Source organism: Enterobacter cloacae complex sp. 2022EL-00788 (assembly GCF_026627565.1).
GTDB classification, from domain to species: Bacteria; Pseudomonadota; Gammaproteobacteria; order Enterobacterales; family Enterobacteriaceae; genus Enterobacter; species Enterobacter pasteurii.
Genome location: NZ_JAPNMC010000015.1, coordinates 70,270 through 94,467 on the forward strand (window position 1 = coordinate 70,270; position 24,198 = coordinate 94,467).

22 protein-coding genes are annotated in these 24,198 nt (G+C 56.1%); 6 read left to right on the plus strand and 16 right to left on the minus strand.

Going from position 1 to position 24,198, the window contains the following annotated elements; translation table 11 throughout:
• Window positions 1–133: 133 nt before the first annotated feature.
• A complete protein-coding gene (locus tag OWK27_RS20005) occupies window positions 134–622 on the minus strand; it encodes a cupin domain-containing protein (protein ID WP_252005161.1) in 489 nt (162 codons plus the stop codon).
• Window positions 623–739: 117 nt separating this feature from the next.
• Here OWK27_RS20005 and zur point away from each other — a divergent pair, with 117 nt between their 5' ends.
• A complete protein-coding gene (gene zur / locus OWK27_RS20010) occupies window positions 740–1,252 on the plus strand; it encodes a zinc uptake transcriptional repressor Zur (protein ID WP_047052067.1) in 513 nt (170 codons plus the stop codon).
• A gap of 48 nt (window positions 1,253–1,300) precedes the next feature.
• On the opposite strand, the gene OWK27_RS20015 is transcribed toward zur, so the two are convergent.
• The 4 genes from OWK27_RS20015 to OWK27_RS20030 all read right to left on the minus strand — a co-directional run bounded on the left by OWK27_RS20015 (window position 1,301) and on the right by OWK27_RS20030 (window position 4,116).
• Window positions 1,301–1,510, minus strand: coding sequence for a CsbD family protein (locus tag OWK27_RS20015; RefSeq protein WP_003860314.1), 210 nt, complete (start codon window positions 1,508–1,510; stop codon window positions 1,301–1,303).
• A gap of 119 nt (window positions 1,511–1,629) precedes the next feature.
• On the minus strand, window positions 1,630–2,967 hold the full coding sequence (gene dinF, locus OWK27_RS20020) for an MATE family efflux transporter DinF (protein WP_267591061.1): 1,338 nt from the start codon (window positions 2,965–2,967) through the stop codon (window positions 1,630–1,632).
• Window positions 2,968–3,030: 63 nt separating this feature from the next.
• Window positions 3,031–3,639, minus strand: coding sequence for a transcriptional repressor LexA (gene lexA / locus OWK27_RS20025; RefSeq protein ID WP_148422235.1), 609 nt, complete (start codon window positions 3,637–3,639; stop codon window positions 3,031–3,033).
• Window positions 3,640–3,747: 108 nt separating this feature from the next.
• Entirely contained in the window at window positions 3,748–4,116 is a 369-nt protein-coding gene (locus tag OWK27_RS20030) for a diacylglycerol kinase (protein ID WP_148422237.1), read from the minus strand.
• 154 nt (window positions 4,117–4,270) lie between these two features.
• Between OWK27_RS20030 and plsB the strand changes: the two genes are divergently transcribed.
• Window positions 4,271–6,691: a glycerol-3-phosphate 1-O-acyltransferase PlsB gene (plsB, locus tag OWK27_RS20035; protein ID WP_176608960.1), complete on the plus strand. Its 2,421-nt coding sequence runs from the start codon at window positions 4,271–4,273 to the stop codon at window positions 6,689–6,691.
• A 97-nt stretch (window positions 6,692–6,788) separates the two neighbouring features.
• On the opposite strand, the gene ubiA is transcribed toward plsB, so the two are convergent.
• From ubiA to malK, 5 genes are all read right to left on the minus strand, one after another.
• On the minus strand, window positions 6,789–7,658 hold the full coding sequence (ubiA, locus tag OWK27_RS20040; protein WP_148422241.1) for a 4-hydroxybenzoate octaprenyltransferase: 870 nt from the start codon (window positions 7,656–7,658) through the stop codon (window positions 6,789–6,791).
• 12 nt (window positions 7,659–7,670) lie between these two features.
• Window positions 7,671–8,168 carry a chorismate lyase gene (ubiC, locus tag OWK27_RS20045; RefSeq protein WP_193356414.1) on the minus strand — a complete coding sequence of 166 codons (498 nt, stop codon included), beginning with the start codon at window positions 8,166–8,168 and terminating at the stop codon, window positions 7,671–7,673.
• Window positions 8,169–8,340: 172 nt separating this feature from the next.
• Window positions 8,341–9,279 (minus strand): maltose operon protein MalM, encoded by a 939-nt coding sequence (gene malM, locus OWK27_RS20050; protein WP_148422248.1) that lies wholly within the window; start codon window positions 9,277–9,279, stop codon window positions 8,341–8,343.
• Window positions 9,280–9,392: 113 nt separating this feature from the next.
• Window positions 9,393–10,703, minus strand: a complete 1,311-nt coding sequence (locus tag OWK27_RS20055; protein WP_267591071.1) for a maltoporin — start codon at window positions 10,701–10,703, stop codon at window positions 9,393–9,395.
• 42 nt (window positions 10,704–10,745) lie between these two features.
• Window positions 10,746–11,855 carry a maltose/maltodextrin ABC transporter ATP-binding protein MalK gene (gene malK / locus OWK27_RS20060; protein WP_148422249.1) on the minus strand — a complete coding sequence of 370 codons (1,110 nt, stop codon included), beginning with the start codon at window positions 11,853–11,855 and terminating at the stop codon, window positions 10,746–10,748.
• 370 nt (window positions 11,856–12,225) lie between these two features.
• Between malK and malE the strand changes: the two genes are divergently transcribed.
• The 3 genes from malE to malG all read left to right on the plus strand — a co-directional run bounded on the left by malE (window position 12,226) and on the right by malG (window position 15,991).
• Complete coding sequence (gene malE / locus OWK27_RS20065; protein WP_176608966.1) at window positions 12,226–13,416, plus strand: maltose/maltodextrin ABC transporter substrate-binding protein MalE; 1,191 nt, start codon at window positions 12,226–12,228, stop codon at window positions 13,414–13,416.
• A gap of 125 nt (window positions 13,417–13,541) precedes the next feature.
• Window positions 13,542–15,086: a maltose ABC transporter permease MalF gene (gene malF / locus OWK27_RS20070; RefSeq protein ID WP_267591062.1), complete on the plus strand. Its 1,545-nt coding sequence runs from the start codon at window positions 13,542–13,544 to the stop codon at window positions 15,084–15,086.
• A gap of 14 nt (window positions 15,087–15,100) precedes the next feature.
• The gene (malG, locus tag OWK27_RS20075) at window positions 15,101–15,991 is read left to right on the plus strand and encodes a maltose ABC transporter permease MalG (RefSeq protein ID WP_042716434.1); all 891 of its coding nucleotides are present in this window, start codon (window positions 15,101–15,103) and stop codon (window positions 15,989–15,991) included.
• Between the two features lie 96 nt (window positions 15,992–16,087).
• On the opposite strand, the gene psiE is transcribed toward malG, so the two are convergent.
• From psiE to pgi, 6 genes are all read right to left on the minus strand, one after another.
• Window positions 16,088–16,498 (minus strand): phosphate-starvation-inducible protein PsiE, encoded by a 411-nt coding sequence (psiE, locus tag OWK27_RS20080; protein WP_063449873.1) that lies wholly within the window; start codon window positions 16,496–16,498, stop codon window positions 16,088–16,090.
• A gap of 159 nt (window positions 16,499–16,657) precedes the next feature.
• Window positions 16,658–18,754 (minus strand): YjbH domain-containing protein, encoded by a 2,097-nt coding sequence (locus OWK27_RS20085; RefSeq protein WP_148422255.1) that lies wholly within the window; start codon window positions 18,752–18,754, stop codon window positions 16,658–16,660.
• Window positions 18,754–19,491, minus strand: coding sequence for a capsule biosynthesis GfcC D2 domain-containing protein (locus OWK27_RS20090; RefSeq protein ID WP_267591063.1), 738 nt, complete (start codon window positions 19,489–19,491; stop codon window positions 18,754–18,756). Before OWK27_RS20090 ends, OWK27_RS20085 begins: the two co-directional genes overlap by 1 nt.
• On the minus strand, window positions 19,488–20,126 hold the full coding sequence (locus OWK27_RS20095) for a YjbF family lipoprotein (RefSeq protein WP_148422259.1): 639 nt from the start codon (window positions 20,124–20,126) through the stop codon (window positions 19,488–19,490). Before OWK27_RS20095 ends, OWK27_RS20090 begins: the two co-directional genes overlap by 4 nt.
• A 63-nt stretch (window positions 20,127–20,189) precedes the next feature.
• The gene (yjbE, locus tag OWK27_RS20100) at window positions 20,190–20,432 is read right to left on the minus strand and encodes an exopolysaccharide production protein YjbE (RefSeq protein ID WP_003860341.1); all 243 of its coding nucleotides are present in this window, start codon (window positions 20,430–20,432) and stop codon (window positions 20,190–20,192) included.
• 366 nt (window positions 20,433–20,798) lie between these two features.
• On the minus strand, window positions 20,799–22,448 hold the full coding sequence (gene pgi, locus OWK27_RS20105; protein ID WP_148422261.1) for a glucose-6-phosphate isomerase: 1,650 nt from the start codon (window positions 22,446–22,448) through the stop codon (window positions 20,799–20,801).
• Between the two features lie 374 nt (window positions 22,449–22,822).
• Here pgi and lysC point away from each other — a divergent pair, with 374 nt between their 5' ends.
• Window positions 22,823–24,172, plus strand: a complete 1,350-nt coding sequence (gene lysC, locus OWK27_RS20110; protein ID WP_148422263.1) for a lysine-sensitive aspartokinase 3 — start codon at window positions 22,823–22,825, stop codon at window positions 24,170–24,172.
• Window positions 24,173–24,198 lie beyond the last annotated feature (26 nt).

The following is a 24,198-nucleotide window of genomic DNA, read 5'->3' on the forward strand; positions in this document are numbered from 1 at the left end:
TGTCTGTTATCACCCAAACAGGAACGAACTATTGCTGTGAATAAGTGCAAAAAGACCCGCTATTTCCCTAAGTTAAATTCCATCCCGGCCTGTTGTAATATGTGACGACCATCAATATTTATAGAAGAGGAAATTATTTTCGCCCAGGTTTTCCATCGTGCGGACCAAAAAATTGAGGCGGATGATCCACCCAGCGGTCTTCGCGGGTCGCGGCATATACCGGATTGAGCGGATAGTAGATGCGGTTATTTTTTTTATTGGCCTCCCCCACTACCAGCAAGCGTACCTCTTCATCGGTGTTGTTGATAAAGGTATGGCAGATTCCCGTCCCGGCAGGGAACCCCACGCTGTCTCCGGGTTCGAGCTTCCACAGATAGCCATTGATCCAGGCCTCCGGGTAACCCTCCAGAACGTACACAAACTCTTCTTCGTCGCTTTCAGCATGGGGATAAGACGTGCGGCGTCCGGGCGGCAGCCGTTCATGGTGAATACCGATGCGGCCCAGCCCCAGCTTGCGGGACAGCGGCGCGCCAATTGAAAAACGTTCGTTGCTGTCAGGATAGGTGGCGTTATCGGCACCTTCTACGTCCCGCCAGTGCCGAATACAGTCAGGTCTTTTCATTATGCATTCTCCCCATTTGCGATGCGTCAGGTATAGCACAGCCCGGCGGATCTCGGTGTTTTTATCAGAACATGATAAAGTGAGGGTTTTCTACCCTTTCCACATCCGAGGTGCCCGATGGACAAGTCCACAAAAGAGCTGTTAGCGCAAGCTGAAAAGCTGTGCGCGCAACGCAATGTGCGCCTGACCCCGCAGCGCCTTGAGGTACTGCGTCTGATGAGCCTGCAGCAGGGCGCCATCAGCGCGTACGATTTGCTCGACCTGCTGCGCGAAAGCGAGCCGCAGGCAAAACCGCCAACCGTCTACCGGGCGCTCGATTTCCTGCTCGAACAAGGGTTTGTGCATAAGGTGGAATCAACAAACAGCTACGTGCTTTGCCACCTTTTCGACCAGCCGACCCACACGTCCGCTATGTTTATCTGCGATCGTTGCGGCGTGGTAAAGGAGGAAGGTGCAGAAGGCGTGGAAGATATTATGCATACGCTGGCAGCCAGAATGGGCTTTGCGCTGCGCCATAACGTGATAGAAGCACACGGCTTATGCTCTGCCTGCGTGGAGGTGGAATCATGCCGCCATCAGGATGCCTGCCAGCACGATCACTCCATTCTGGTGAAGAAAAAGCCGCGCTGACGGCAAAGAAAAAGGCGGCTCATGGCCGCCCTTTGGGGTACTGTCCGGTTACCAGCGGTAGTCGTTACGGGTTTCCCAGTCTTTGACTTCGTTTTCCGCCTGATCTTTTTCGTAACCGTAGCGCTCCTGGATTTTACCTACCAGCTGATCGCGCTTGCCTTCAATGACGGTCATATCGTCATCTGTCAGCTTACCCCACTGTTCTTTCGCTTTACCTTTGAATTGCTTCCAGTTGCCGCCGATTTCATCTTTATTCATAATCGTGTCCTCGTGTTAAGCGTCTAAGAGTATCGTCCGCTTCGTTCTTTTCTGCTGGACGTGATTATTATTGTAGTTAAGGATTCGGCAGCTGGTTTTATATTCGGAATCTTTAACCGTTACGATATATCGCTTCGGGCAGGAAACCAGGTATTGTTTCGCCAGTGGCGACGCCAGATAACAGCCAGCGAAAGGCCGCGCAGTGAGAGAAAGACCGCCAGCGCCAGCCACAGACCGTGGTTGCCGAGATATGGCAGCGTCAGCAGCGTCAGGCCGAATCCCGCAGCAGCGACGGCCATGCTGTTACGCATCTCCGCCCCTCGCGTCGCACCGATAAACATGCCGTCCAGCAGATAGCACCACACACCCACCACCGGTAAAACCACCTGCCAGAGGATATAGCGATCTGCCAGCTCGCGCAGCGTGGGCAACGAGGTGAGTAGCGCGACAATATGCCCGCCAAAGCAGGCGTAAACCAGCGCAAAAATCAGCGCCACCAGGCACGCCTGCCGGCAGGCTGCACGCCATACTTCGCGCAGCTGGCCGCTTTCACGCGCGCCATAGGCCTGACCTGAGTGCGCTTCTACGGCGTAAGCAAAGCCATCCAGCGCGTATGCGGTAAAGGTCAGGAGCGTCATCAGAACGGCGTTGACCGCAACTATTTCTGGCCCAAGGCGCGCGCCAAAAACCGTCAGTGCGCCAAAGCACAGCTGCAACAGGAGCGAACGCAGCATGATGTCGCGATTGAGCGCCAGCAGCTTACGCATATTGCCGCGCCAGGCCGTTTTCAGCAGCGCAAGCGTAATACCGCGCATCGCCAGCACGCGCCAGACCATCCACAAACCGATAAGCAGCGTGCCGTATTCGGCGATTGCCGTGGCCAGCGCCGCGCCGCGGACGTTCATGTGCAGCCCCATTACCAGCCAGAGATCGAGGACAATATTGAGAAGGTTACCCACCACCAGCAGGATCACCGGCGCGCGGGCATACTGCACGCCCAGCAGCCAGCCCAGCAGGACCAGGTTTGCCAGTGAAGCAGGCGCGCTCAGCCAGCGAATTTCAAGGAACCGCCGGGCCTGCTCCAGTACAGCATCACTGCCGCCCACAATATGAAGCGCCAGATCGATAAGCGGCGTACGCAACAGAACGATTAACGCGCCGGCACCAAAAGCCAGGATAAGCGGCTGAACCAGCGCGCGAGCAAGACGCAGGGGATCTTTTGCACCGTACGCCTGGGCCGTCAGGCCTGTCGTACTCATGCGCAAAAAGAGCAGCAGCATAAAGAGGAAGCTGGTCGCCGTTGCGCCAATCGCGACGCCGCCCAGATAAATCGGCGAATCCAGATGCCCGATTACCGCCGTATCAACCAGCCCCAGGAGAGGAACGGTGATATTGGAAAAAATCATCGGTAGCGCAAGACGCCACAACGCCTTATCGGCAGAAGTTAGCAAGGCCATTGAAATTACCGGAATCAGAAAATAAGCCAGGCCGCAGAGGAACTGCGGCCTGTCAGGAAGAGATTACAGCCATTCGCCGTTGCGGATAACACCTACCGCCAGGCCTTCAACAGAGAAGTTCTGCTCGCGGAGATCCACTACAATGGGGGAAAACTCGCTGTTTTCTGGCAGAAGCTGTACGGTGTTACCCTGTTTCTTCAGGCGCTTAACCGTCACTTCATCATCGATGCGCGCCACGACCACTTGTCCGTTACGCACGTCCTGGGTTTTGTGTACCGCCAGCAGATCGCCATCAAGAATACCGATATCTTTCATGGACATTCCGCTAACGCGCAGCAGGAAATCAGCGCTCGGCTTGAACATGCCCGGGTCAACCTGATAGTGCCCTTCGATATGCTGCTGTGCCAGCAGGGGTTCACCTGCGGCGACGCGCCCCACCAGCGGAATACCGGTCTCTTCTTCCACCAGCAGACGAATACCGCGTGACGCGCCGGAAACTATCTCAATGACGCCTTTACGCGCCAGCGCCTTAAGGTGCTCTTCGGCAGCATTAGGAGAACGGAAGCCCAGACGCTGCGCGATTTCTGCACGCGTGGGTGGCATACCCGTCTGGCCGATATGATCCCGAATGAGATCAAACACCTCTTGCTGCCTGGTCGTTAACGCTTTCATTCCGCCCCCTGGGTGTATATACAGTTATGCTGTGAGTATATACAGTCAAAGGCGATTTTGGAACCAAAAACTGCACAAAAAACCAGGGACTTAATTATTCCTCGAGGCTCATCGGAAATGTGACCAAAGCAGCGTGACCCAGGTTATTACCGCAGTGATAATCGACAGCAGCACGGCGGCAGAGCCCATGTCTTTCGCCCGGCCAGAAAGCTCATGGAATTCTGACCCAATACGGTCAACGACGGCCTCAATAGCGCTATTAAGAATTTCCACTATCATCACCAACAGTACGGAGCCAATTAAAAGCACGCGGGTAATCGCGTCAACATCAAGGAAACAGGCGATAATCACCGCAACAATAGCTGCGATACCCTCCTGGCGAAATGCGGCTTCATTGATCCACGCGGCACGGAAACCTTTCCAGGAATAGCCGGCGGCTTTAATGATTCGGGTTAACCCAGTGGTATTATTGGCCATTTAAAGAACCTTTTAGGAAAAAGAGCGTCTGTAACAGGGGGCGCAGCGCGTTGCGCTACAGCCTCAAGTATGACGGGTAACAACAGAAATTTTGCGCGCTTTCTGTTATCCTTGCGCCGCAATTGCATTATTAACCAGAGGCTTTACATCGTTTATGTCCGGCTGGCCACGAATTTACTACAAATTACTTAATTTACCATTAAGCGTACTGGTAAAAAGTAAGTCTATTCCAGCAGAACCCGCGCTGGAATTAGGGCTCGATACGTCGCGCCCTATTATGTACGTTTTGCCTTATAACTCGAAGGCAGACCTGCTGACGCTTCGCGCTCAATGTCTGGCGCACGATTTACCCGACCCGCTTGAACCGCTGGAAGTCGACGGCACCCTGCTGCCGCGCTACGTGTTCATTCATGGCGGGCCACGCGTGTTTACCTATTACACGCCGAAAGAAGAGTCCATCAAGCTGTTCCATGACTACCTCGATCTGCACCGCAGCAACCCGGATCTGGACGTACAGATGGTGCCGGTGTCGGTGATGTTTGGACGTCGTCCGGGACGCGAAAAAGGGGAAGAGAACCCGCCGCTGCGCATGCTCAACGGCATTCAGAAGTTCTTCGCCGTCTCATGGCTGGGACGCGACAGCTTTGTCCGCTTCTCTCCTTCCGTTTCATTGCGCCGCATGGCGGACGAACACGGCACCGATAAGATCATTGCGCAAAAGCTGGCGCGCGTTGCCCGAATGCACTTTGCACGCCAGCGTCTGGCGGCAGTGGGGCCACGCCTCCCGGCGCGACAGGATCTGTTCAACAAGCTGCTGGCATCCAAAGCGATTGCCCGTGCCGTAGAAGACGAAGCGCGCAGCAAGAAAATTTCACACGAGAAAGCGCAGCAGAACGCGATTGCGCTGATGGAAGAGATCGCCGCGAACTTCTCCTACGAGATGATTCGTCTGTCCGACCGTATTCTCGGCTTCACGTGGAACCGCCTTTATCAGGGCATTAACGTCCACAACGCCGAGCGCGTGCGTCAGTTAGCGCACGACGGCCATGAGATTGTCTATGTGCCCTGCCACCGCAGCCACATGGACTACCTGCTGCTCTCTTACGTGCTTTATCACCAGGGTCTGGTACCGCCGCACATCGCTGCCGGCATCAACCTGAACTTCTGGCCAGCGGGCCCGATTTTCCGCCGTCTGGGCGCATTCTTTATTCGTCGTACCTTTAAGGGCAACAAGCTCTACTCCACCGTCTTCCGTGAGTATCTGGGCGAGCTGTTCAGCCGCGGCTATTCCGTTGAATACTTCGTGGAAGGGGGACGCTCCCGTACCGGTCGTCTGCTCGATCCGAAAACCGGCACGCTGTCGATGACCATCCAGGCGATGCTGCGCGGCGGTACGCGCCCTATCACGCTGGTGCCGATTTACATTGGTTATGAGCACGTGATGGAAGTGGGAACCTACGCAAAAGAGCTGCGTGGTGCGACCAAAGAGAAAGAGAGCCTGCCGCAGATGCTGCGTGGGCTGAGCAAGCTGCGCAACCTCGGTCAGGGCTACGTAAACTTTGGCGAGCCAATGCCGCTGATGACCTGGCTGAACAACCATGTTCCGGAGTGGCGCGAGTCTATCGATCCTATCGAAGCGGTACGTCCGGCCTGGCTGACGCCAACGGTTAACGGCATTGCTTCCGAGCTCATGGTGCGCATCAACAACGCCGGTGCGGCGAACGCCATGAACCTGTGCTGTACCGCGCTTCTGGCCTCTCGCCAGCGTTCACTCACCCGCGAACAGCTGACCGAGCAGATCGATTGCTACCTGGACATCATGCGCAACGTGCCGTATTCCGCGGATTCGACCGTGCCGTCTGCCACCGCCAGCGAGCTAATCGACCACGCGCTGCAGATGAACAAGTTCGAAGTCGAGAAAGATACGATCGGTGACATCATCATTCTGCCGCGCGAGCAGGCCGTGCTGATGACCTACTACCGCAATAACATCACGCATATGCTGATGCTGCCGTCGCTGATGGCGGCCATTATTACCCAGCATCGCCGTATTTCACGTGAGGAGCTGCTGCGCCATATTCAGACCATCTACCCGATGCTGAAAGCGGAGCTGTTCCTGCGCTGGAGTAAAGATGAGCTGGCGGTAGAGCTCGATAAAATGTCGGCAGAGATGCATCGTCAGGGGCTCATTACCATCAATAGTGACGAACTGCATATCAATCCGTCACGTTCTCGCACCCTGCAGCTCCTCGCTTCCGGCGCGCGCGAAACATTGCAGCGCTATGCCATCACCTTCTGGCTGTTGAGTGCAAACCCTTCAATCAACCGCGGTACGCTGGAAAAAGAGAGCCGGACCCTGGCACAGCGCCTGTCCGTACTGCACGGCATTAACGCACCGGAATTCTTCGACAAAGCGGTATTCAGCTCGCTGGTACTGACGCTGCGCGATGAAGGGTTTATCAGCGATACGGGCGACGCCGAGCCTGCTGAGACGCTAAAAGTTTATCAGATGCTGGCGGAGCTGATTACCTCGGATGTGCGTTTGACGATTGAGAGTTCGACGCAGGGGGAGTGATGTTTCAGCGGTTTGATGCCCTATCCCAGGTGCGTATGTGAAAACATGAAAAACGGCAGTCAGAGACTGCCGTTTTTTTTACCTCATCACCGGGCTTTCAGGAGAAGTAACTCATCGCCAGCCCCAGAAACAGCACCAGCCCGACGTAGTTATTATTCAGGAACGCCTTAAAGCAGGCTTCACGCTCGCGCTTTGCGATCAGCTTCTGCTGGTACGCAAACAGCAGCCCCGCCACCAGCACGGACCAGTAAAACTCCCAGTTCAGCCCGTTCAGGCGACCAATCGCCACCATCAGCGCCAGCACCGCCACCTGCAAAATGCCGATGATTAGCCTGTCGTGACGACCAAACAGGATCGCCGTCGACTTAATGCCGATCTTCAGATCGTCATCGCGATCGACCATCGCATATTGCGTATCGTACGCGACGGCCCAGAGAATATTCGCCAGGAACATCAGCCAGCAGCTAAGCGGAACGGACTCGCTGACCGCGGCAAACGCCATCGGAATCGACCAGCCAAATGCCGCACCCAGCACCACCTGCGGCAGATGGGTGTATCGCTTCATAAACGGGTAAACCCAGGCCAGCGCCAGCGCGGCGACGGACAGCAGGATAGTCATGGTGTTGAGCGTTAACACCAGCAGGAAAGAGAGCAGCACCAGCACCACAAACAGGATGCGCGCCTCTTTTCCGGTTACCTGACCGCTCGGCAGAGGACGATTGGCGGTGCGCTTAACGTGTCCATCAAATTTTCGGTCGGCATAGTCGTTGACCACGCAGCCCGCGGCGCGCATCAGCCAGACGCCCGCCACGAACACCGCCAGGATCCACAGCGGCGGCACGCCCGGCGTTGCAACCCACAGCGCCCATAAGGTCGGCCACAGCAGCAGCAGCGCGCCGATGGGTTTATCGGTACGCATTAAGCGGTGATAGGCCAGCAGCTTATTCTGCGTCAGACTCCACTCCATTTTTTCTCCCTCTTAGTACAACGGCGATGCGGGCAAAAATAGTTCCGTCAGTATTAACGGCTTGCCGCTCAAACGAAGGCGGGAACGGCGCCCCCACAGGTCGGCATCGCGTCCAATTTCAATAAAATCACGGGTCAGTTCAGACGAGGTGAACAGATATCGCCCCAGCGGCGTTTTGCCGAGGCGTTGCAGTGCCAGCTCCGGCCCGGAAAGTGTAGACTCAGGAACGACCGTCCGCCCGGCAAGCCACGGCTCGCCATCCGCACAGAGTAAAATTTCACGCAGCCAGTAGCGTTCTTCCTGCGGCAACAGCGGCAACTCGCTGGCAATCGCCTCAGCCGAGACAAACCCTTCCTGAATCATCGTCACCGTGACCGTTTTGCCCTGCTGCTCAAAACGTTTTGTCATGGAATCTTCCAGCAGCAGCCAGTCCAGCTGTTCCGGGTCAAGCGCAGGGATGTGGTCGAAATAGCGTAGCGCACGCAGCTGCGTTAGCGCGGGGTGTGACATGCCAGACTCTCCGATACATAACGTAAAAGCATTGTATCGCAGATTGGCAAAATGAGGACGGACAAACAAAATTTAACGATCACTATCGCAACAATGGCGCAACGAAGCCAAAAAAAGTGCGCCCGTTAAGGCGCACTAAACTACTAACAAAATCAGCACTGTGGGGAGACGGTTACCCCTTGCCTTTTACACTGCTGATAAAGGTGGAACGGGCAGTGGTTGAACCTAAACGTTCGGCTTCATCAAGCAGCTTCAGCGCTTTATCGACGTCGCCGCGCTTCACCGCCTGCTTAATGGCGTTGTTGAAGTATTCTTCGGTGTCGTTCAGTACCGGCTCAGCTTTCTTGGCCGGGGCTGGCGCTGCGGCTGGTGCAGCGGCAGGGGCGGCATAAGCAGGCGCGGCGGTATTACCTACCGTTACCGGGCCAGGACCCGACGAGCCAAACAGCGGGCCTACGAGCACGCTGGAGGCGCTGTTGGTGGACACTTTCAGTTTGATCAGGCCGTCGGTAGTATGGCGAGCATGCGGGTCCGGGATGTCCGGGACAGCGTTACCGGTGCCTTTCGCGTAGGCTTTTGCCGGATCGACAAGCTTCGTTGTCTGTTGCAGATCTTTCTCTGTGGTGAACACCAGAACATAAATTTTCTGCTGACCCAGGGCCGGCGTCAGGCGCATAACGCCTTCCAGACGGTCTGCACTCATCACGCCAGGCTCCTGATAGCTAAAATAGGAGCTTGGGAAGAATGCGGATGGCGTCATGTTCTGATCGAGGATCAGCACGTTAGGCGCGAAGACGCTGGTCTGTTTATTGACTTCACTGGTCAACGTCAGGGTCAGCTCGCCGATATTCGCGGGCACGCTGAACGCCGCGACAGGACCGCTGATACCCGGAACGTTCAGCGACTGACCGCCAGCGGCAAGCTGGGTGGTTTGCGTTTTCGACTGGTCAACTGGCGTCCACACCAGCTGCTGAAGTGCCGCCGCCGGAATAGCTGGCGCAGCACTGGTATTTTGAGGAACGAAATTTACATCTGCAAAGGTGACCGCAGGCGCGCAGGCCAGCAGCCCCGCAGAGAGGCACAGCGCGACGAGACTTTTCTTCATTTTCATTGTTATTACCTCTGATAGCGTGAGCGCTGCGGTGGCCAGGCAATAGCGCGCAGCGCCTAAGGAGAGAGGGGCTTACGCCCCTCTTTTCAGGTCATTACGTCAGGTTTGACGAATTACCACCAGATTTCCATCTGGGCGCCGAAGGTCCACTCATCGTTGTCGCCACGGCTGAAGGTTTTCGCGGACGTGTCGCTATACGCTACGCCAGAGGTGTAACCTGCACCTGAGTCGTTGTTCGCGTAGCCCCATTTCTCATCCCACTTCGCGTAGGTTGCGAAGACGCGGATAGCCGGACGAGACCAGATGCTGTCGCCTGCCTGCCACTGCTGGGCCAGGGTGATTTTGTACTGGCTGTTTTTGTCGTCAGTTTTCTGAGACTTAACGTTGTCGTAGCCCACTTCCAGCAGGGTGCTCATGATCGGCGTCCATTTGAACATTGGACGAACGCCCACGGTCCACCACTCGGTACCGTTGTTGTTATCACGATCGATGTTCTGGTACATACCGACGTACATCAGGTCCCAACGGTCAGCCAGGGTGATTGCACCGTGGTCCAGCACGCGCCACATGGAGCCGTCGTTATCGATGCTGCCACCCTGCGGAATGCCTTTACCGTTAGAGGTCATGGAGTCCGTACCGTACTGGAGCACGAACTTGTTGAAGCCCTTCATCATGCTCTGGGTGTGTTCAGCGGTGAACAGCCAGCCATCTTTAGAGGCGCCAGGTTGCAGGTAGTAGTCGTCAGGAATGTTGGTGTGACCGTAGTCAACGCCCAGCTCCAGCGTACCGCCCGGGTTAGTTTCCAGACCGGCTAAGCGAACGTCGAAGACGTCGTTTGGTACAATATTGTCATAAATACGGTCGCCGTTAGGATCACGATCGGCGAAGGTTGCAGAGCCGCCGGATTCAGAAGAACGGGTAGCGGCCAGAGACAGTTTACCGAAGCCCAGATCGATGTTTTCGATACCCGCACCAGGACCAGAGATATCCCAGTAGTAGAAGTCGATCATGTGGACGTCATGACGCTGATAGAAGCGCTTACCGGCCCAGATGGTGGAGCCTGGCAGCCATTCAATCAGGTTTTTACCCTGCACGTTAGCTTCACGGAAAGCCGGGCTGGTAGATTCCCAGTCGTTCTGCTGAGAAACGGAGTAGGCTACGTTGGTGTCGAAGTAGAAGCTCTTGTCGCCCTCTTTCCACACTTCCTGGCCCAGCTTCAGCTCGGCGTAGGTTTCACATTCGTTACCGAGACGGTACTTACTTTGTGCCCCGGTTGCCTGGAAACATTGTTGTTCACCGCCACTACCGGTCCAGCCGATGCCGGAACGAGCATAACCTTTAAAGTCTACGGCGCCCGCCTGGGCAGACAGGATGCCTGCCGCAATGGCGACAGCCAGAGGGACCTTGCGCAGAGTAATCATTATTCTATCTCCTGAGATCATTGCTTTTCTTTGTAATTGGAATGCTTAAACGCCTGGCTCTTTGTGCAGCCGACGACATGCTGTGCCATCCTCACGGAACAGATGGCAACGCTCTGGCGGCAAACCGATAGCGAATGTGGCACCCTCTTCTACCAACACCACGTCATTCTGGCGGTAGACCAGGTTCTGACGGATGGCGGGGATCTGGATATGAATCTGTGTTTCGTGACCAAGCTGTTCGACCACCTGAACTTCACCTTCCAGCGTCACATCGGCGATATGGCTCGGCAGTAAATGCTCAGGACGGATACCGAGGGACATATTGGCCCCCACCTGTACGTTGGCGCTGTCGACCGGCAGCCAGACTTGCTGACGGTTAGGCAGTTCCACCTGTACCTGTTCAATCGCCGTCGCGGTCACTTTAACGGGCAGGAAGTTCATTTTTGGCGAGCCAATGAAGCCCGCAACAAAGCGGTCTGCCGGATAGTGATAGAGCTCAAGCGGTTTGCCCACCTGCGCCACGCGGCCAGCATCCAGCACCACGATCTTATCGGCCAGCGTCATCGCTTCGACCTGATCGTGGGTGACGTAAATCATCGTGCGGCCAAGACGCTTGTGCAGACGGGAGATTTCGATACGCATCTGGACGCGCAGGGCGGCATCCAGGTTAGAGAGAGGTTCATCGAGCAGGAATACGCGCGGCTCGGCCACCAGCGTGCGGCCAATCGCCACGCGCTGACGCTGACCACCGGAGAGCGCTTTCGGCTTACGCTCCAGCAGGTGTGCCAGCTGGAGCACTTCCGCCACCTGAGTGACGCGCTGGTTAATGGTCTCTTTTTTCGCCCCGGCCAGCTTCAGGCCAAAGGACATATTCTCGGCAACGGAAAGATGCGGATACAGCGCGTAGGACTGGAACACCATGCCCACGCCGCGTTCAGCGGGCGGGACGTCGTTCATTCGGGTATCACCAATAAACAGATCGCCGCTGGTGATGGTTTCAAGACCGGCAATCATACGCAGCAGAGTCGATTTACCACAGCCTGATGGACCAACAAACACCACGAACTCGCCGTCGTGGATGTCCAGATTGATGTCTTTTGACACCACTACGTCGCCCCAGGCTTTCGTTACATTACGCAGCTGTACGCTCGCCATGCCCTTCTCCCTTCGTTACAACCTGTCACCGACAGAAACATTCAAGATAAGTTCACTATGCGTGTTTCATTACTTTCGTGAATCCTCCACCCCCCGGCTTTTTTATGGGGGAGGAGGCGGGAGGATGAGAGAGCAGGCTCTGCGACCGCAGCTGAGGGGCTGAGGCAAAAATCGTGAAGCGGCCTGCAAATTTCGGTGGGTTTTTATGTGCGCCAGCACTCATAACTTAAATTTATGTTACAGCGATCACACAAACGGGGGGTGGGGCGTAGGGCCTAGGAGGATGGAAAGAGGATGTCAAATAAGGAGACTGAGTCACGTTGAACCACCTTATGTATCCACGAGCACATCACCAAAAAGGATGGCAGATATGAAGATCAAGACTGGCGCACGCGTTTTCGCATTGTCCGCCCTCGCAGCAATGATGATTTCCGCACCGGCTCTCGCCAAAATTGAAGAAGGTAAGCTGGTTATCTGGATTAACGGCGACAAGGGCTATAACGGCCTGGCCGAAGTGGGCAAAAAATTCGAGAAAGACACCGGTATCAAAGTTACCGTAGAACACCCGGACAAGCTGGAAGAGAAGTTCCCGCAGGTTGCCGCAACGGGCGACGGCCCGGACATCATCTTCTGGGCGCACGACCGTTTTGGCGGCTACGCGCAGTCTGGCCTGCTGGCGGAAGTCACGCCAGACAAAGCCTTCCAGGACAAGCTGTTCCCGTTCACCTGGGACGCCGTTCGCTATAACGGCAAGCTGATTGCTTACCCAATCGCGGTTGAAGCCCTGTCGCTGATTTACAACAAAGACCTGGTGCCAAACCCGCCTAAAACCTGGGAAGAGATCCCTGCTCTGGATAAAGAGCTGAAGGCGAAAGGAAAATCCGCCCTGATGTTCAACCTGCAGGAGCCGTACTTCACCTGGCCACTGATTGCTGCCGACGGCGGCTACGCGTTCAAGTTTGAAAACGGCAAATATGACGTGAAGGACGTGGGCGTGGACAACGCGGGCGCGAAAGCGGGCCTGACCTTCCTGGTTGACCTCATCAAGAACAAACACATGAACGCCGATACCGACTACTCCATCGCGGAAGCGGCGTTCAACAAAGGCGAAACCGCGATGACCATCAACGGTCCGTGGGCCTGGACCAACATCGACAAGAGCAAAATCAACTACGGCGTTACCCTGCTGCCAACCTTCAACGGCAAGCCGTCTAAACCGTTTGTTGGCGTGCTGAGCGCGGGCATCAACGCCGCCAGCCCGAACAAAGAGCTGGCGAAAGAGTTCCTTGAAAACTACCTGCTGACCGATGAAGGTCTGGGTAACGTGAACAAGGACAAACCGCTGGGCGCCGTTGCGCTGAAATCCTTCCAGGATCAGCTGGCGAAAGATCCGCGCATTGCGGCCACCATGGATAACGCCCAGAAAGGCGAAATCATGCCGAACATCCCACAGATGGCAGCGTTCTGGTACGCCACCCGTACCGCGGTTATCAACGCCGCCAGCGGTCGTCAGACTGTCGATGCCGCGCTGAAGGATGCTCAGGGCCGTATCACTAAGTAATGCCGTAGTCTCCTCTCCCTCTGGGAGAGGGTTAGGGTGAGGGTTGTCGCTATCCGCACGCCCTCACCCCGGCCCTCTCCCCCAGGAGAGGGAGAAAAGATCAAATGTTGTAGAGGAAGAACCCCATGGATGTCATTAAAAAGAAACACTGGTGGCAAAACGACGCGCTGAAGTGGTCAGTGATTGGTCTGCTGTGTCTGCTGGTGGGTTACCTTGTTGTTTTAATGTACGTGCAAGGGGAATACCTTTTCGCCATCATGACGCTGATTTTAAGCTCGGTTGGCCTGTATATTTTCGCCAACCGCAAGGCGTATGCCTGGCGCTATGTCTACCCTGGCGTTGCCGGAATGGGGCTTTTTGTCCTCTTTCCGCTGATCTGCACTATTGCGATTGCCTTTACCAACTACAGCAGCACCAACCAGCTCGCGCAAGAGCGCGCCACTCAGGTGCTTCTGGACCGTTCCTATCAGGCCGGTAAGACCTTCAACTTCGGTTTGTATCCTGAGGGCGACGAATGGAAGTTAGCGCTTACTGACGGCGAGAGCGGCAAACATTATATTTCCGACGCGTTCAGGTTTGGCGGCGAGCAGAAGCTGGCCTTAAAAGAGGCGGCGGCCCTGCCGGAAGGTGAACGTGCCAACCTGCGTATCATTACCCAGAATCGTCAGGCGCTGACCCAGCTCACCGCCGTGCTGCCCGATGACAGCAAAGTGACCATGAGCTCGCTGCGCCAGTTCTCCGGCACGCAGCCGCTTTACACCCTGGCGGATGACGGCACGCTGACGAATAACCAGAGCGGCGTGAAGTACCGCCCGAATAACGATATCGGTTTTTATCAGTCCGTGAACGCCGACGGCACCTGGGGTGATGACAAACTCAGCCCGGGCTATACCGTCACCATCGGCTGGGATAACTTTACCCGCGTATTTACCGACGAAGGCATTCAGAAACCGTTCTTCGCCATCTTCGTCTGGACGGTGGTATTCTCCGTACTGACCGTGATCCTGACCGTAGCCGTGGGCATGGTGCTGGCCTGTCTCGTTCAGTGGGAGTCACTGAAAGGTAAAGCGATTTACCGCGTGCTGTTGATTCTGCCCTACGCCGTACCGTCGTTTATCTCGATTCTGATTTTCAAAGGGCTGTTTAACCAGAGCTTCGGTGAAATCAACATGATGCTGAGCGCGCTGTTCGGCATCAAACCGGCCTGGTTCAGCGACCCGACCACCGCCCGCTCGATGATTATCATCGTGAATACCTGGCTGGGTTATCCGTACATGATGATCCTGTGCATGGGGCTGCTGAAGGCCATCCCGGATGACCTGTATGAAGCCTCGGCGATGGACGGCGCAGGCCCGTTCCAGAACTTCTTCAAAATTACGCTGCCGCTGCTCATTAAGCCGCTGACGCCGCTGATGATCGCCAGCTTCGCCTTTAACTTTAACAACTTCGTGCTGATTCAGCTGTTGACCAACGGCGGCCCGGACCGTCTCGGCACGACCACGCCGGCAGGCTATACCGACCTGCTCGTGAGCTACACCTACCGTATCGCCTTCGAAGGCGGCGGCGGCCAGGACTTCGGTCTGGCGGCAGCGATTGCCACCCTGATCTTCCTGCTGGTTGGCGCGCTGGCGATTGTGAACCTGAAAGCCACACGTATGAAATTTGACTAAGGAGGGCACTGAATATGTCTATGGTACAACCCAAATCTCAGAAGCTGCGCCTCCTCGCGACGCACTTAGGCCTGCTGATTTTCATCGCGGCAATCATGTTCCCGCTGCTGATGGTTATCGCCATCTCCCTGCGTTCGGGTAACTTCGCAACCGGAAGCCTGATCCCGGACGAAATCTCCTGGGAGCACTGGAAGCTCGCGCTGGGCTTCAGCGTTGAGCACGCCGACGGCCGCGTTACTCCGCCGCCGTTCCCGGTGCTGCTGTGGCTGTGGAACTCGGTGAAGGTGGCGACCATCACCGCAATCGGCATCGTAACGCTCTCCACCACCTGCGCTTACGCTTTCGCCCGTATGCGTTTCCCTGGCAAAGCGACGCTGCTGAAAGGGATGCTGATTTTCCAGATGTTCCCGGCGGTGCTCTCTCTGGTGGCGCTGTATGCCCTGTTTGACCGTCTCGGCCAGTACGTGCCGTTTATCGGCCTGAACACCCACGGCGGCGTGATCTTCGCCTATCTTGGCGGTATCGCCCTGCACGTGTGGACCATCAAAGGCTATTTCGAAACCATCGACGGCTCGCTGGAAGAAGCCGCCGCGCTGGATGGCGCGACCCCGTGGCAGGCATTCCGTCTGGTACTGCTGCCGCTGTCGGTCCCGATTCTGGCGGTGGTGTTTATCCTGTCGTTTATCGCCGCCATCACCGAAGTGCCGGTCGCCTCGCTGCTGCTGCGTGATGTGAACAGCTACACCCTGGCCGTGGGCATGCAGCAATACCTCAACCCGCAAAACTACCTGTGGGGCGACTTTGCCGCTGCGGCCGTACTTTCCGCCATCCCGATTACCGTGGTGTTCCTGCTGGCGCAGCGCTGGCTGGTTAACGGCCTGACGGCGGGCGGTGTGAAAGGTTAAGTTTCATCTGTTATGCCACTGCAACCCTCAACTTTAGACGTATTGTATTAATCCAACTTGTGACTGTTGTTAGGCGCTCTCCGGAGCGCCATTTTTTTATTCGCGCTTAAGCCGCTTCGAGTTGCACAGCCAGAGGGTGATCACCAGCAGCAGGATCGCCGCCGAGTAGATCAGCACGTCGAGCGGGGATTTGTGATCGACGATGATCAGCCGCACAATCGCGGTGATGCCAATGTAGATGAAATAGCGCAGCGGGAAGTGAAAGCCGGACTGGAAATACTTCACAATCAGGGCAATAAATTCGAAGTAGAGAAAATAGACCACCAGGCCTTCCACCAGCGCGTATTTGCTGGTTTGTTCGGGAGCAAACAGCACATCCGCCAGATGCACTGTCTCTTTGCCGAGAAAGACGACCAGGATCAGGCCAAGGCTTAGCAGACCGAGGTTGAGCACGGTCTGGAGGATGGTTGAGATGAACTCAACGCGCGGACGAGTCAGGGATGTCATACAGCACCTCATTCTCCGGGGCGAGGTTCCTGTATAACGCAAAAATGTGACGGGGATCTATATTTTTTGTTTATGTTTGACGCAGTGGAGGGGGGACTGTTCGGTGCGGTTTTCACCCTCGCCCCTCTGGGGAGAGGGACGGGGTGAGGGGAACAAGCGTCAGCGGAAGTTAATGTTCTTATCGCTGGTCATGTTATACAGCTGGAACTTACGCCCAAGCTGCTGACCACCGTCACGCGTCAGCGGCGTCCAGCCCACCGCCGCGCGGCTGCGGGTTGGGCCTGACGAGAAGAGATCCAGCGGAATCGACACATACACCCCTTTGGTGAAGTCCCCTTCACCGTACTCGTCCGGCGAAACGTTGGTGATGGTGGCATAACCGCCCACCACTACGCCGCTGTCGAAGTGTTTAGAGATATCCAGCGTGCCGCCCTTATCGCCGGCAAGATACTGCCCGACGCTGGCTTTCACCAGCACGTCCTGCGCGAATGACGGCGTCCAGTAGGCGGTCAGGTGGCCGGTTTTGACGCTGTAGTCGGTGAACTTCATCATGTCCTGCGCGCTGCGCCAGTCACGCTGCTTCACGTAGTTGGCATCAATCCCAAACGCCCAGTTGCTGTCGACGGGACGGTAAAGCACCTCAGCGCCCGCACCGCCAAACATGGTTTCCAGATAGCCACCGTAAACCTGGCCGTAGAAGCCGTTGCCGAAGTACTGGAAGTAGTTGGCCTGCAGGTTGTTCACGTAAGCGTTGTTCTGTACGTATTCACGCACCTGGGTACGCACGCGCGGCAGTTTTGAATCGTTCGGCGGGTTGGTGTAGTTAAATTTATCGTAGTTGTTCGCAATGTTGCCGAACAGGCTGCCCGTCGTCAGCAGGTGATCGGTGACCCACAGATCCGCCGTTGCCATGACGCCCAGCTGATACATGTAGAAGTTTTCCGGCCCGCCGACGGACTGGTTCAGCACCGGATCGATATGGAAATCGAAGCGGGATTTATCGATATACCAGCCCTGCTCGGTGGTTTCTGGCACTACCGGCTCAACGCGTTTTTGCACCAGCTCGGTTTCATGCCCCAGCGGTTCGCCTTCCAGATGGCGCTTAAGGCTGGCAACATCGGTTTCGGTGGTCACCTGCGGCAGGTTAAGACGGTTCTCCGTAATGCGGATCGTGCGGATCCCCTCCGGCAGATCGTTCATGACGATCCGGTTGGCGCGCTCGATCCCTTCGCGGGAGTCACGGTATTTCACCTGCTCGCCGGTGACGTACAGCGTATCGCCTTTGGTCTGGATCTTCGGATCCGCCAGCCCCGCGTTATACTTCAGCAGCGTCAGCTGGTTCGCCACCACGGAGTGCTGAATGATCGCATCCTGCGGCTCCGGCTGGTATTTCGGCCGCGGATTGTCGTTATAGCGCGGGCGCATGTCGTTAAAGTTGGTGCGCAGCGTAAAGCCAAACATCAGGGTATTGCCGCGCTCGTAGCTGAGGTTAACGTCGGCCCAGTCGGTCACGCGATAAATGGCCCCGACGTTAAACTTGCTCTTTTGCTCAATTTTGCCGGCGAAATCTTCGCTGTAGTTATTGCCTTCGTATTCCAGCTTCAGGCGCAGGGGCTGCCATGGGGTTTGATACTCGACGCCGCCAAACAGCGAGGCCGGGCCGTGGAACATCTGGTCGCCGTTGATGGACCCCGCTTTTTTGTAGCTGTTATCGCGGTAGCAGTATTTGTCGCTGTAGGTACAGAACGGGTTGGTTACGTTGCCGCTGGTACCGAGGTAGCCCCAGCCAAGGCCTAGCGAGAAATCAAACGGTCCCCAGGCTTTGCTGGCAACGATGTATTCCGCATCAAACAGGCCGGTCCCGCCAATGTCTTTCGCCCCAACGGAGACCTGCGGCATCCAGTAGCTCTCTTCCCACAGGCGCAGCTTCACGTCGAAGGCTTTGTCTTTATAGGTCTGATCGCCGGAGAAGGCGTCGACGCTGCTGTACTGTTTTGTACGCACGTCGGTGTAGCGCAGCGTGGTCTCCAGCCAGGGGAACAGCTGCACGGACGCAGAGTAATAGCGGTACTGATCGTTATCGCGATAGTTAAGGCTAATTTCCCCCTCGCGCGCCATACGCGCGGTTGGGGTTTGCAGTAAGCCCACGCCGCCAAAGTCGGACTGCGACGGGCCAATCGGTGCCGGATACGTTTCTGCATGACAGGCGGCACTCACGCACAGTGCAAGCATGCTGTAGAGATAGGTTTTTTTCATTATTCCGGTATCCGCTGTATCAGGGAGCGAAGGATATCGGCATTAAGCCCGTCATACGCTTTCGTCCAGAAATGGTCGGCAAATCCGACAAAAATGAAGCTGCCCGGCATGGGTTCGATATGGCGTTTATTCCAGTAAGCAACCGGCGCTTTTTGCGTGCGCCCGTCAGGGTAAACGACCCAGGCGTAGCTGTTATCGGCACCGCTCAGCAGGCTTTGCTCGTCAAGGTAGCTCGCAACATCGCGGCCCGGCGTAAACGGCTTATCGCCAGGGCTGCTGATAAGCCCCATCACGGTGACGGTGGACGGCTGAGCCGGAAGCCACAGGGTATATTCCCCTTCCAGCGACGGGTTACCGTTTTCCGCCACCCGCACTTCGTCGGGATCGAGGTTCACCTTCTGGCGTCCCGTCACCTTCAGCGCCTGAAGCTGCTGGCGCAGGCTGTTGATGGCGCCCGCATCGTCGGCATCTTCCTGTTGCGTCAGCCCGGTCAGTCGGGCGAGCAGCGCCTGATGCCTTTGTTCCGCGCGAATCGTCGCCTGACGCTCGCTTATTACCGCCCCGGCCCACCAGCTTTTCGCCAGCCTCGGCTGTCCAACCAAATCAAGCAGGTGTCCGGCATTGGTTAAGGTTTTGGGTTTTTCGCTGTCGGGGGTATAGACCTGCACCGTTCCGGCAGACCATGCCAGCGGTGAGGCAAGAGAGGCGATCAGCGCCGCGTGAAGAAGTGCTTTCATGATTTCGCCGCCTTGATCAGGGTGGTTTTCACCGGGAAGAAACCGGCACCAAGATACTGTAAGGACTGGCGAATCTGCCCCTCGTCGTCCACCCAGAAGCGGTTATGCCAGGTGGCCCGATCGGTTGTCACCTCTTCATCAAGCACGCGAACCTGCGTTTCGTCGCTGCCGACCTTCACGGTGTCCGTACCGTCCCAGCGGAATGTCGAGCGAGCCGTGGCATAGCGCACCTGCTTGTGCTCGGTCCAGCCCATCGTACGCGTCCAGCCTGCGCCGTCGACGATCTGATTGGGCCTCACGAGCGGATCCGCAGCCAGGTTGTTCACCTCAAGCAGGTTGTCGCCGCCGAGCAGGGTTTTCACGATGCGGGCGTGCTGCGTTACGATGGTGGCCTGATCCTGCGTCACCCATTTCTGCTGCCCGTTTTCGTCGAAAGCGAGCACCACAAACAGTTGCGGACCATCGTTTAGCTGCATGTACTGGCTGGCATACGGCATGTTCTGAAGTTCGTCATCGGTCAGATGCACGCCCGGTGTGCCGAACATGCTGTCCCACAGTGAGTTGCCCAGCCCTTTGGTGGTGGCTGAGCACGCCTGCAACAGCAGGCAAATCAGGATGATTGCAGGTCGCTTCACGACTCTTCTCCGAAGGGGCGAAATAACCACACCGAAGTGTGGTTATGATTAAAACACCCGGAATTACTGGGTGCTGGTCGTCGTAGTGGTCGTGGTTCCGGTATTGGAGCCATCACCGCCACCGGTTGCCGCCAGCGCGACACCCACGGCTGAACTTACGGCGCTGGTGCTGGCTGCGGTAGAACTCCCCGCAGACGCAGACGTCGCTGCCGACCCTGCTGCTTCCCCGACCTGGACCGGAGCTGCATAGACAGACGTCGCCGCAAGTGCAGATATGGCAAAAATGCCATACAGTACTTTCTTCATAACAATTTCCCTTCAATGAATGAATGGAGATTTGCCCGAAAAGAAATTCAGGCGGATTCGAGTATACACAACTAAAGCAGCGGGTTTACCGTGGGGGGAAATAGGGATGAAGTTTTCGGACTAATGGTTAAAATCGAATGAGGATAAAAATAAAGAAAATATATAAACCATATAAATCAGTTATTTATAATATAACCTCAATATAAGTCTGCTCCGTATTTTCTTAAAATAAACCGCAGTAATTAACGGGTTGCCCGTCTTTTTCGGATTAAACTCAGATTCAGAATTTGAGTTAACTAACAGACATCAGGAATTATCCGATAAAAAAATGCCGGCATATCGCCGGCATGCTTCATGACATATTTATTACGCGCGCCATGCTTTATAACGGTTAATCAAACCATTGGTGGAGCTGTCGTGGCTGTCAATCGCTTTATCGTCACCCAGCTCTGGCAGAATACGGTTTGCCAGCTGTTTGCCCAGCTCTACGCCCCACTGGTCAAAGGTGAAGATGTTCAGGATGGCGCCCTGAGTAAAGATCTTGTGCTCATACAGCGCAATCAGTGCGCCCAGGCTGAACGGGGTGATTTCGCGCAGCAGGATGGAGTTGGTTGGGCGGTTGCCTTCGAACACTTTGAACGGCACAACGTGTTCCAGGGTTGCCGGATCTTTACCCTGGTCACGGTATTCCTGCTCAACCACCTCGCGGGATTTACCAAACGCCAGCGCTTCGGTCTGCGCGAAGAAGTTAGACAGCAGCTTCGGATGGTGGTCGGACAGCGGGTTGTGCGTGATAGCCGGGGCGATGAAATCGCACGGTACCATTTTGGTGCCCTGGTGGATCAGCTGGTAAAACGCGTGCTGGCCGTTGGTGCCCGGCTCACCCCAGATGATTGGGCCAGTCTGGTAGTCCACGGCGTTGCCGTTACGGTCAACGTATTTACCGTTGGACTCCATGTTGCCCTGCTGGAAGTAAGCCGCAAAGCGGTGCATGTACTGGTCGTACGGCAGAATTGCTTCGGTTTCAGCGCCGAAGAAGTTGTTGTACCAGATACCGATCAGCGCCAGCAGCACCGGCAGGTTTTTCTCTGGTGCGGTGGTGGAGAAGTGTTTATCCATCGCGTGCGCGCCGGAGAGCAGCTCAACGAAGTTGTCGAAGCCCACGGACAGGATGATGGACAGGCCAATCGCAGACCACAGAGAGTAGCGGCCGCCAACCCAGTCCCAGAACTCGAACATGTTCGCGGTATCAATACCGAACTCGCCCACCGCTTTACCGTTGGTAGACAGGGCCGCGAAGTGTTTCGCTACGTGCTTTTCGTCACCCGCGGTTTTCAGGAACCAGTCGCGCGCGCTGTGGGCGTTGGTCATGGTTTCCTGGGTGGTGAAGGTTTTAGACGCTACCAGAAACAGCGTGGTTTCCGGGTTCACGTTCTTCAGCACTTCGGCGATGTGGGTACCATCGACGTTAGACACGAAATGCATGTTGAGGTGGTTTTTGTACGGACGCAGCGCTTCGGTCACCATGAACGGGCCGAGGTCAGAGCCGCCGATACCAATGTTCACCACGTCGGTAATCGCTTTGCCGGTGTAGCCTTTCCAGCTACCGGAGATGATTGCTTCTGAGAAGGTTTTCATCTTTTCCAGCACCGCGTTCACTTCAGGCATCACATCTTTGCCATCAACGATGATTGGCGTATTGCTACGGTTACGCAGCGCCACGTGCAGCACGGCACGGTCTTCGGTGCGGTTGATCTTCTCACCGGAGAACATGGATTTGATGGCGTCTGCCAGCTCGGTCTCTTTCGCCAGATCCTGCAGCTTTGCCAGCGTCTCTTCGGTGATACGGTTTTTGGAGAAATCCACCAGCATCAGGTCATCGAACGTTGCGGAGAATTTGCTGAAACGATCGGCATCCTGCGCGAACAGATCCGCGATGGTGACGTCTTTCATTTCATCAAAATGTTTCTGTAGTGCCTGCCATGCAGCGGTCTGCGTTGGGTTGATGTTTTTCATAGCAATACTCTTCTGATTTGAGAATTGTGACTGCGGTCGATTGTAGCGCCTGCAAATAAAAATTGTGATGGTTTTTATGCCATTGCCCTGGCCTGCATCAAACGCAGGTGAAAAGACCCGAAAAGTATAGCTGCTGACGCCCCCTCCCGGAGGGGCGAAATGTCGGTCAAAATGGGGTAAAAAGGAGCATAAAATATGGGCCTGTTATAAGTCCTGTTTCTGAGGGGTACCCCCCCATGAAAAATCCGCATAATCCCAGCATTGACAGGACCTCCCCCGCATTTTATTTATAGGGCCGTATTTTGCGCCTGCACCTGTTCTCGCTCCACTCTTGTGCCAAGGTCGCTCTATTCATTCCCTGACACGAGGTTGTTATGACGAGTTTTGTGGTCGCCAAGTTTGGCGGCACCAGTGTGGCAGACTACGCTGCCATGAACCGCAGCGCCGATGTGGTGCTGGCCGATCCGAATACCCGCCTGGTGGTGCTCTCTGCATCCGCCGGCGTGACGAACCTGCTGGTTTCGCTGTCTGAAGGGCTGGAAGCGACTGAACGTTTCGTGAAGCTGGATGCACTGCGCAAAATTCAGTTCGATATTCTTGAGCGTCTGCAAAATCCGAACGTCATACGTGAGGAAGTGGAACGCCTGCTGGAAAATATCACCACCCTGGCAGAGGCCGCGTCACTGGCAACCTCCACTGCCCTGACCGACGAGCTGGTCAGCCACGGCGAACTGATGTCCACCCTGCTGTTCGTTGAGATCATGCGCGAGCGTAATATTCAGGCGCAGTGGTTTGACGTGAGAAAAGTGATGCGCACCAGCGATCGCTTTGGTCGCGCCGAGCCGGACGTGGAAGCGCTGGCCGAGCTGACCAACCAGCAGCTTGCCCCGCGCCTGGAAGAAGGCATTGTGATCACCCAGGGCTTTATCGGTAGCGAAGCCAAAGGGCGTACAACGACGCTGGGCCGTGGCGGCAGCGACTATACCGCCGCCCTGCTGGGCGAGGCCCTGCACGCCACCCGCGTGGATATCTGGACGGACGTGCCGGGCATCTACACGACCGACCCGCGCGTGGTGTCTGCGGCAAAACGTATTGATGTGATTGCGTTTGAAGAAGCGGCTGAAATGGCCACCTTCGGCGCGAAAGTGCTGCACCCGGCAACGCTGCTGCCAGCCGTGCGCAGTGACATTCCGGTCTTCGTTGGCTCCAGTAAAGATCCAAAGGCGGGCGGTACGCTGGTCTGCAAGAAGACGGAGAACCCGCCGCTGTTCCGCGCGCTGGCCCTGCGCCGTAAGCAGACGCTGGTCACGCTGCACAGCCATAATATGCTGCACTCACGCGGCTTCCTGGCAGAAGTGTTTGGTATTCTGGCGCGCCACAATATCTCCGTGGATCTGATCACCACCTCGGAAGTCAGCATTGCGCTGACGCTCGACACTACCGGCTCCACCTCAACCGGTGACACCCTGCTGACGCAGTCGCTGCTGATCGAGCTATCCGAACTGTGCCGCGTGGAAGTAGAAGAAGATCTGGCGCTGGTTGCCATTATTGGCAACAAGCTCTCACGCGCCTGCGGCGTAGGCAAAGAGGTCTTTGGCGTACTCGACCCGTTTAGTATTCGCATGATTTGCTACGGCGCATCCAGCTATAACCTCTGCTTCCTGGTGCCCGCCGATCAGGCCGAGCAGGTCGTGCAGAAACTTCATCAGAATTTGTTTGAATAAAATTCGTTAGCACGATAAACAATACC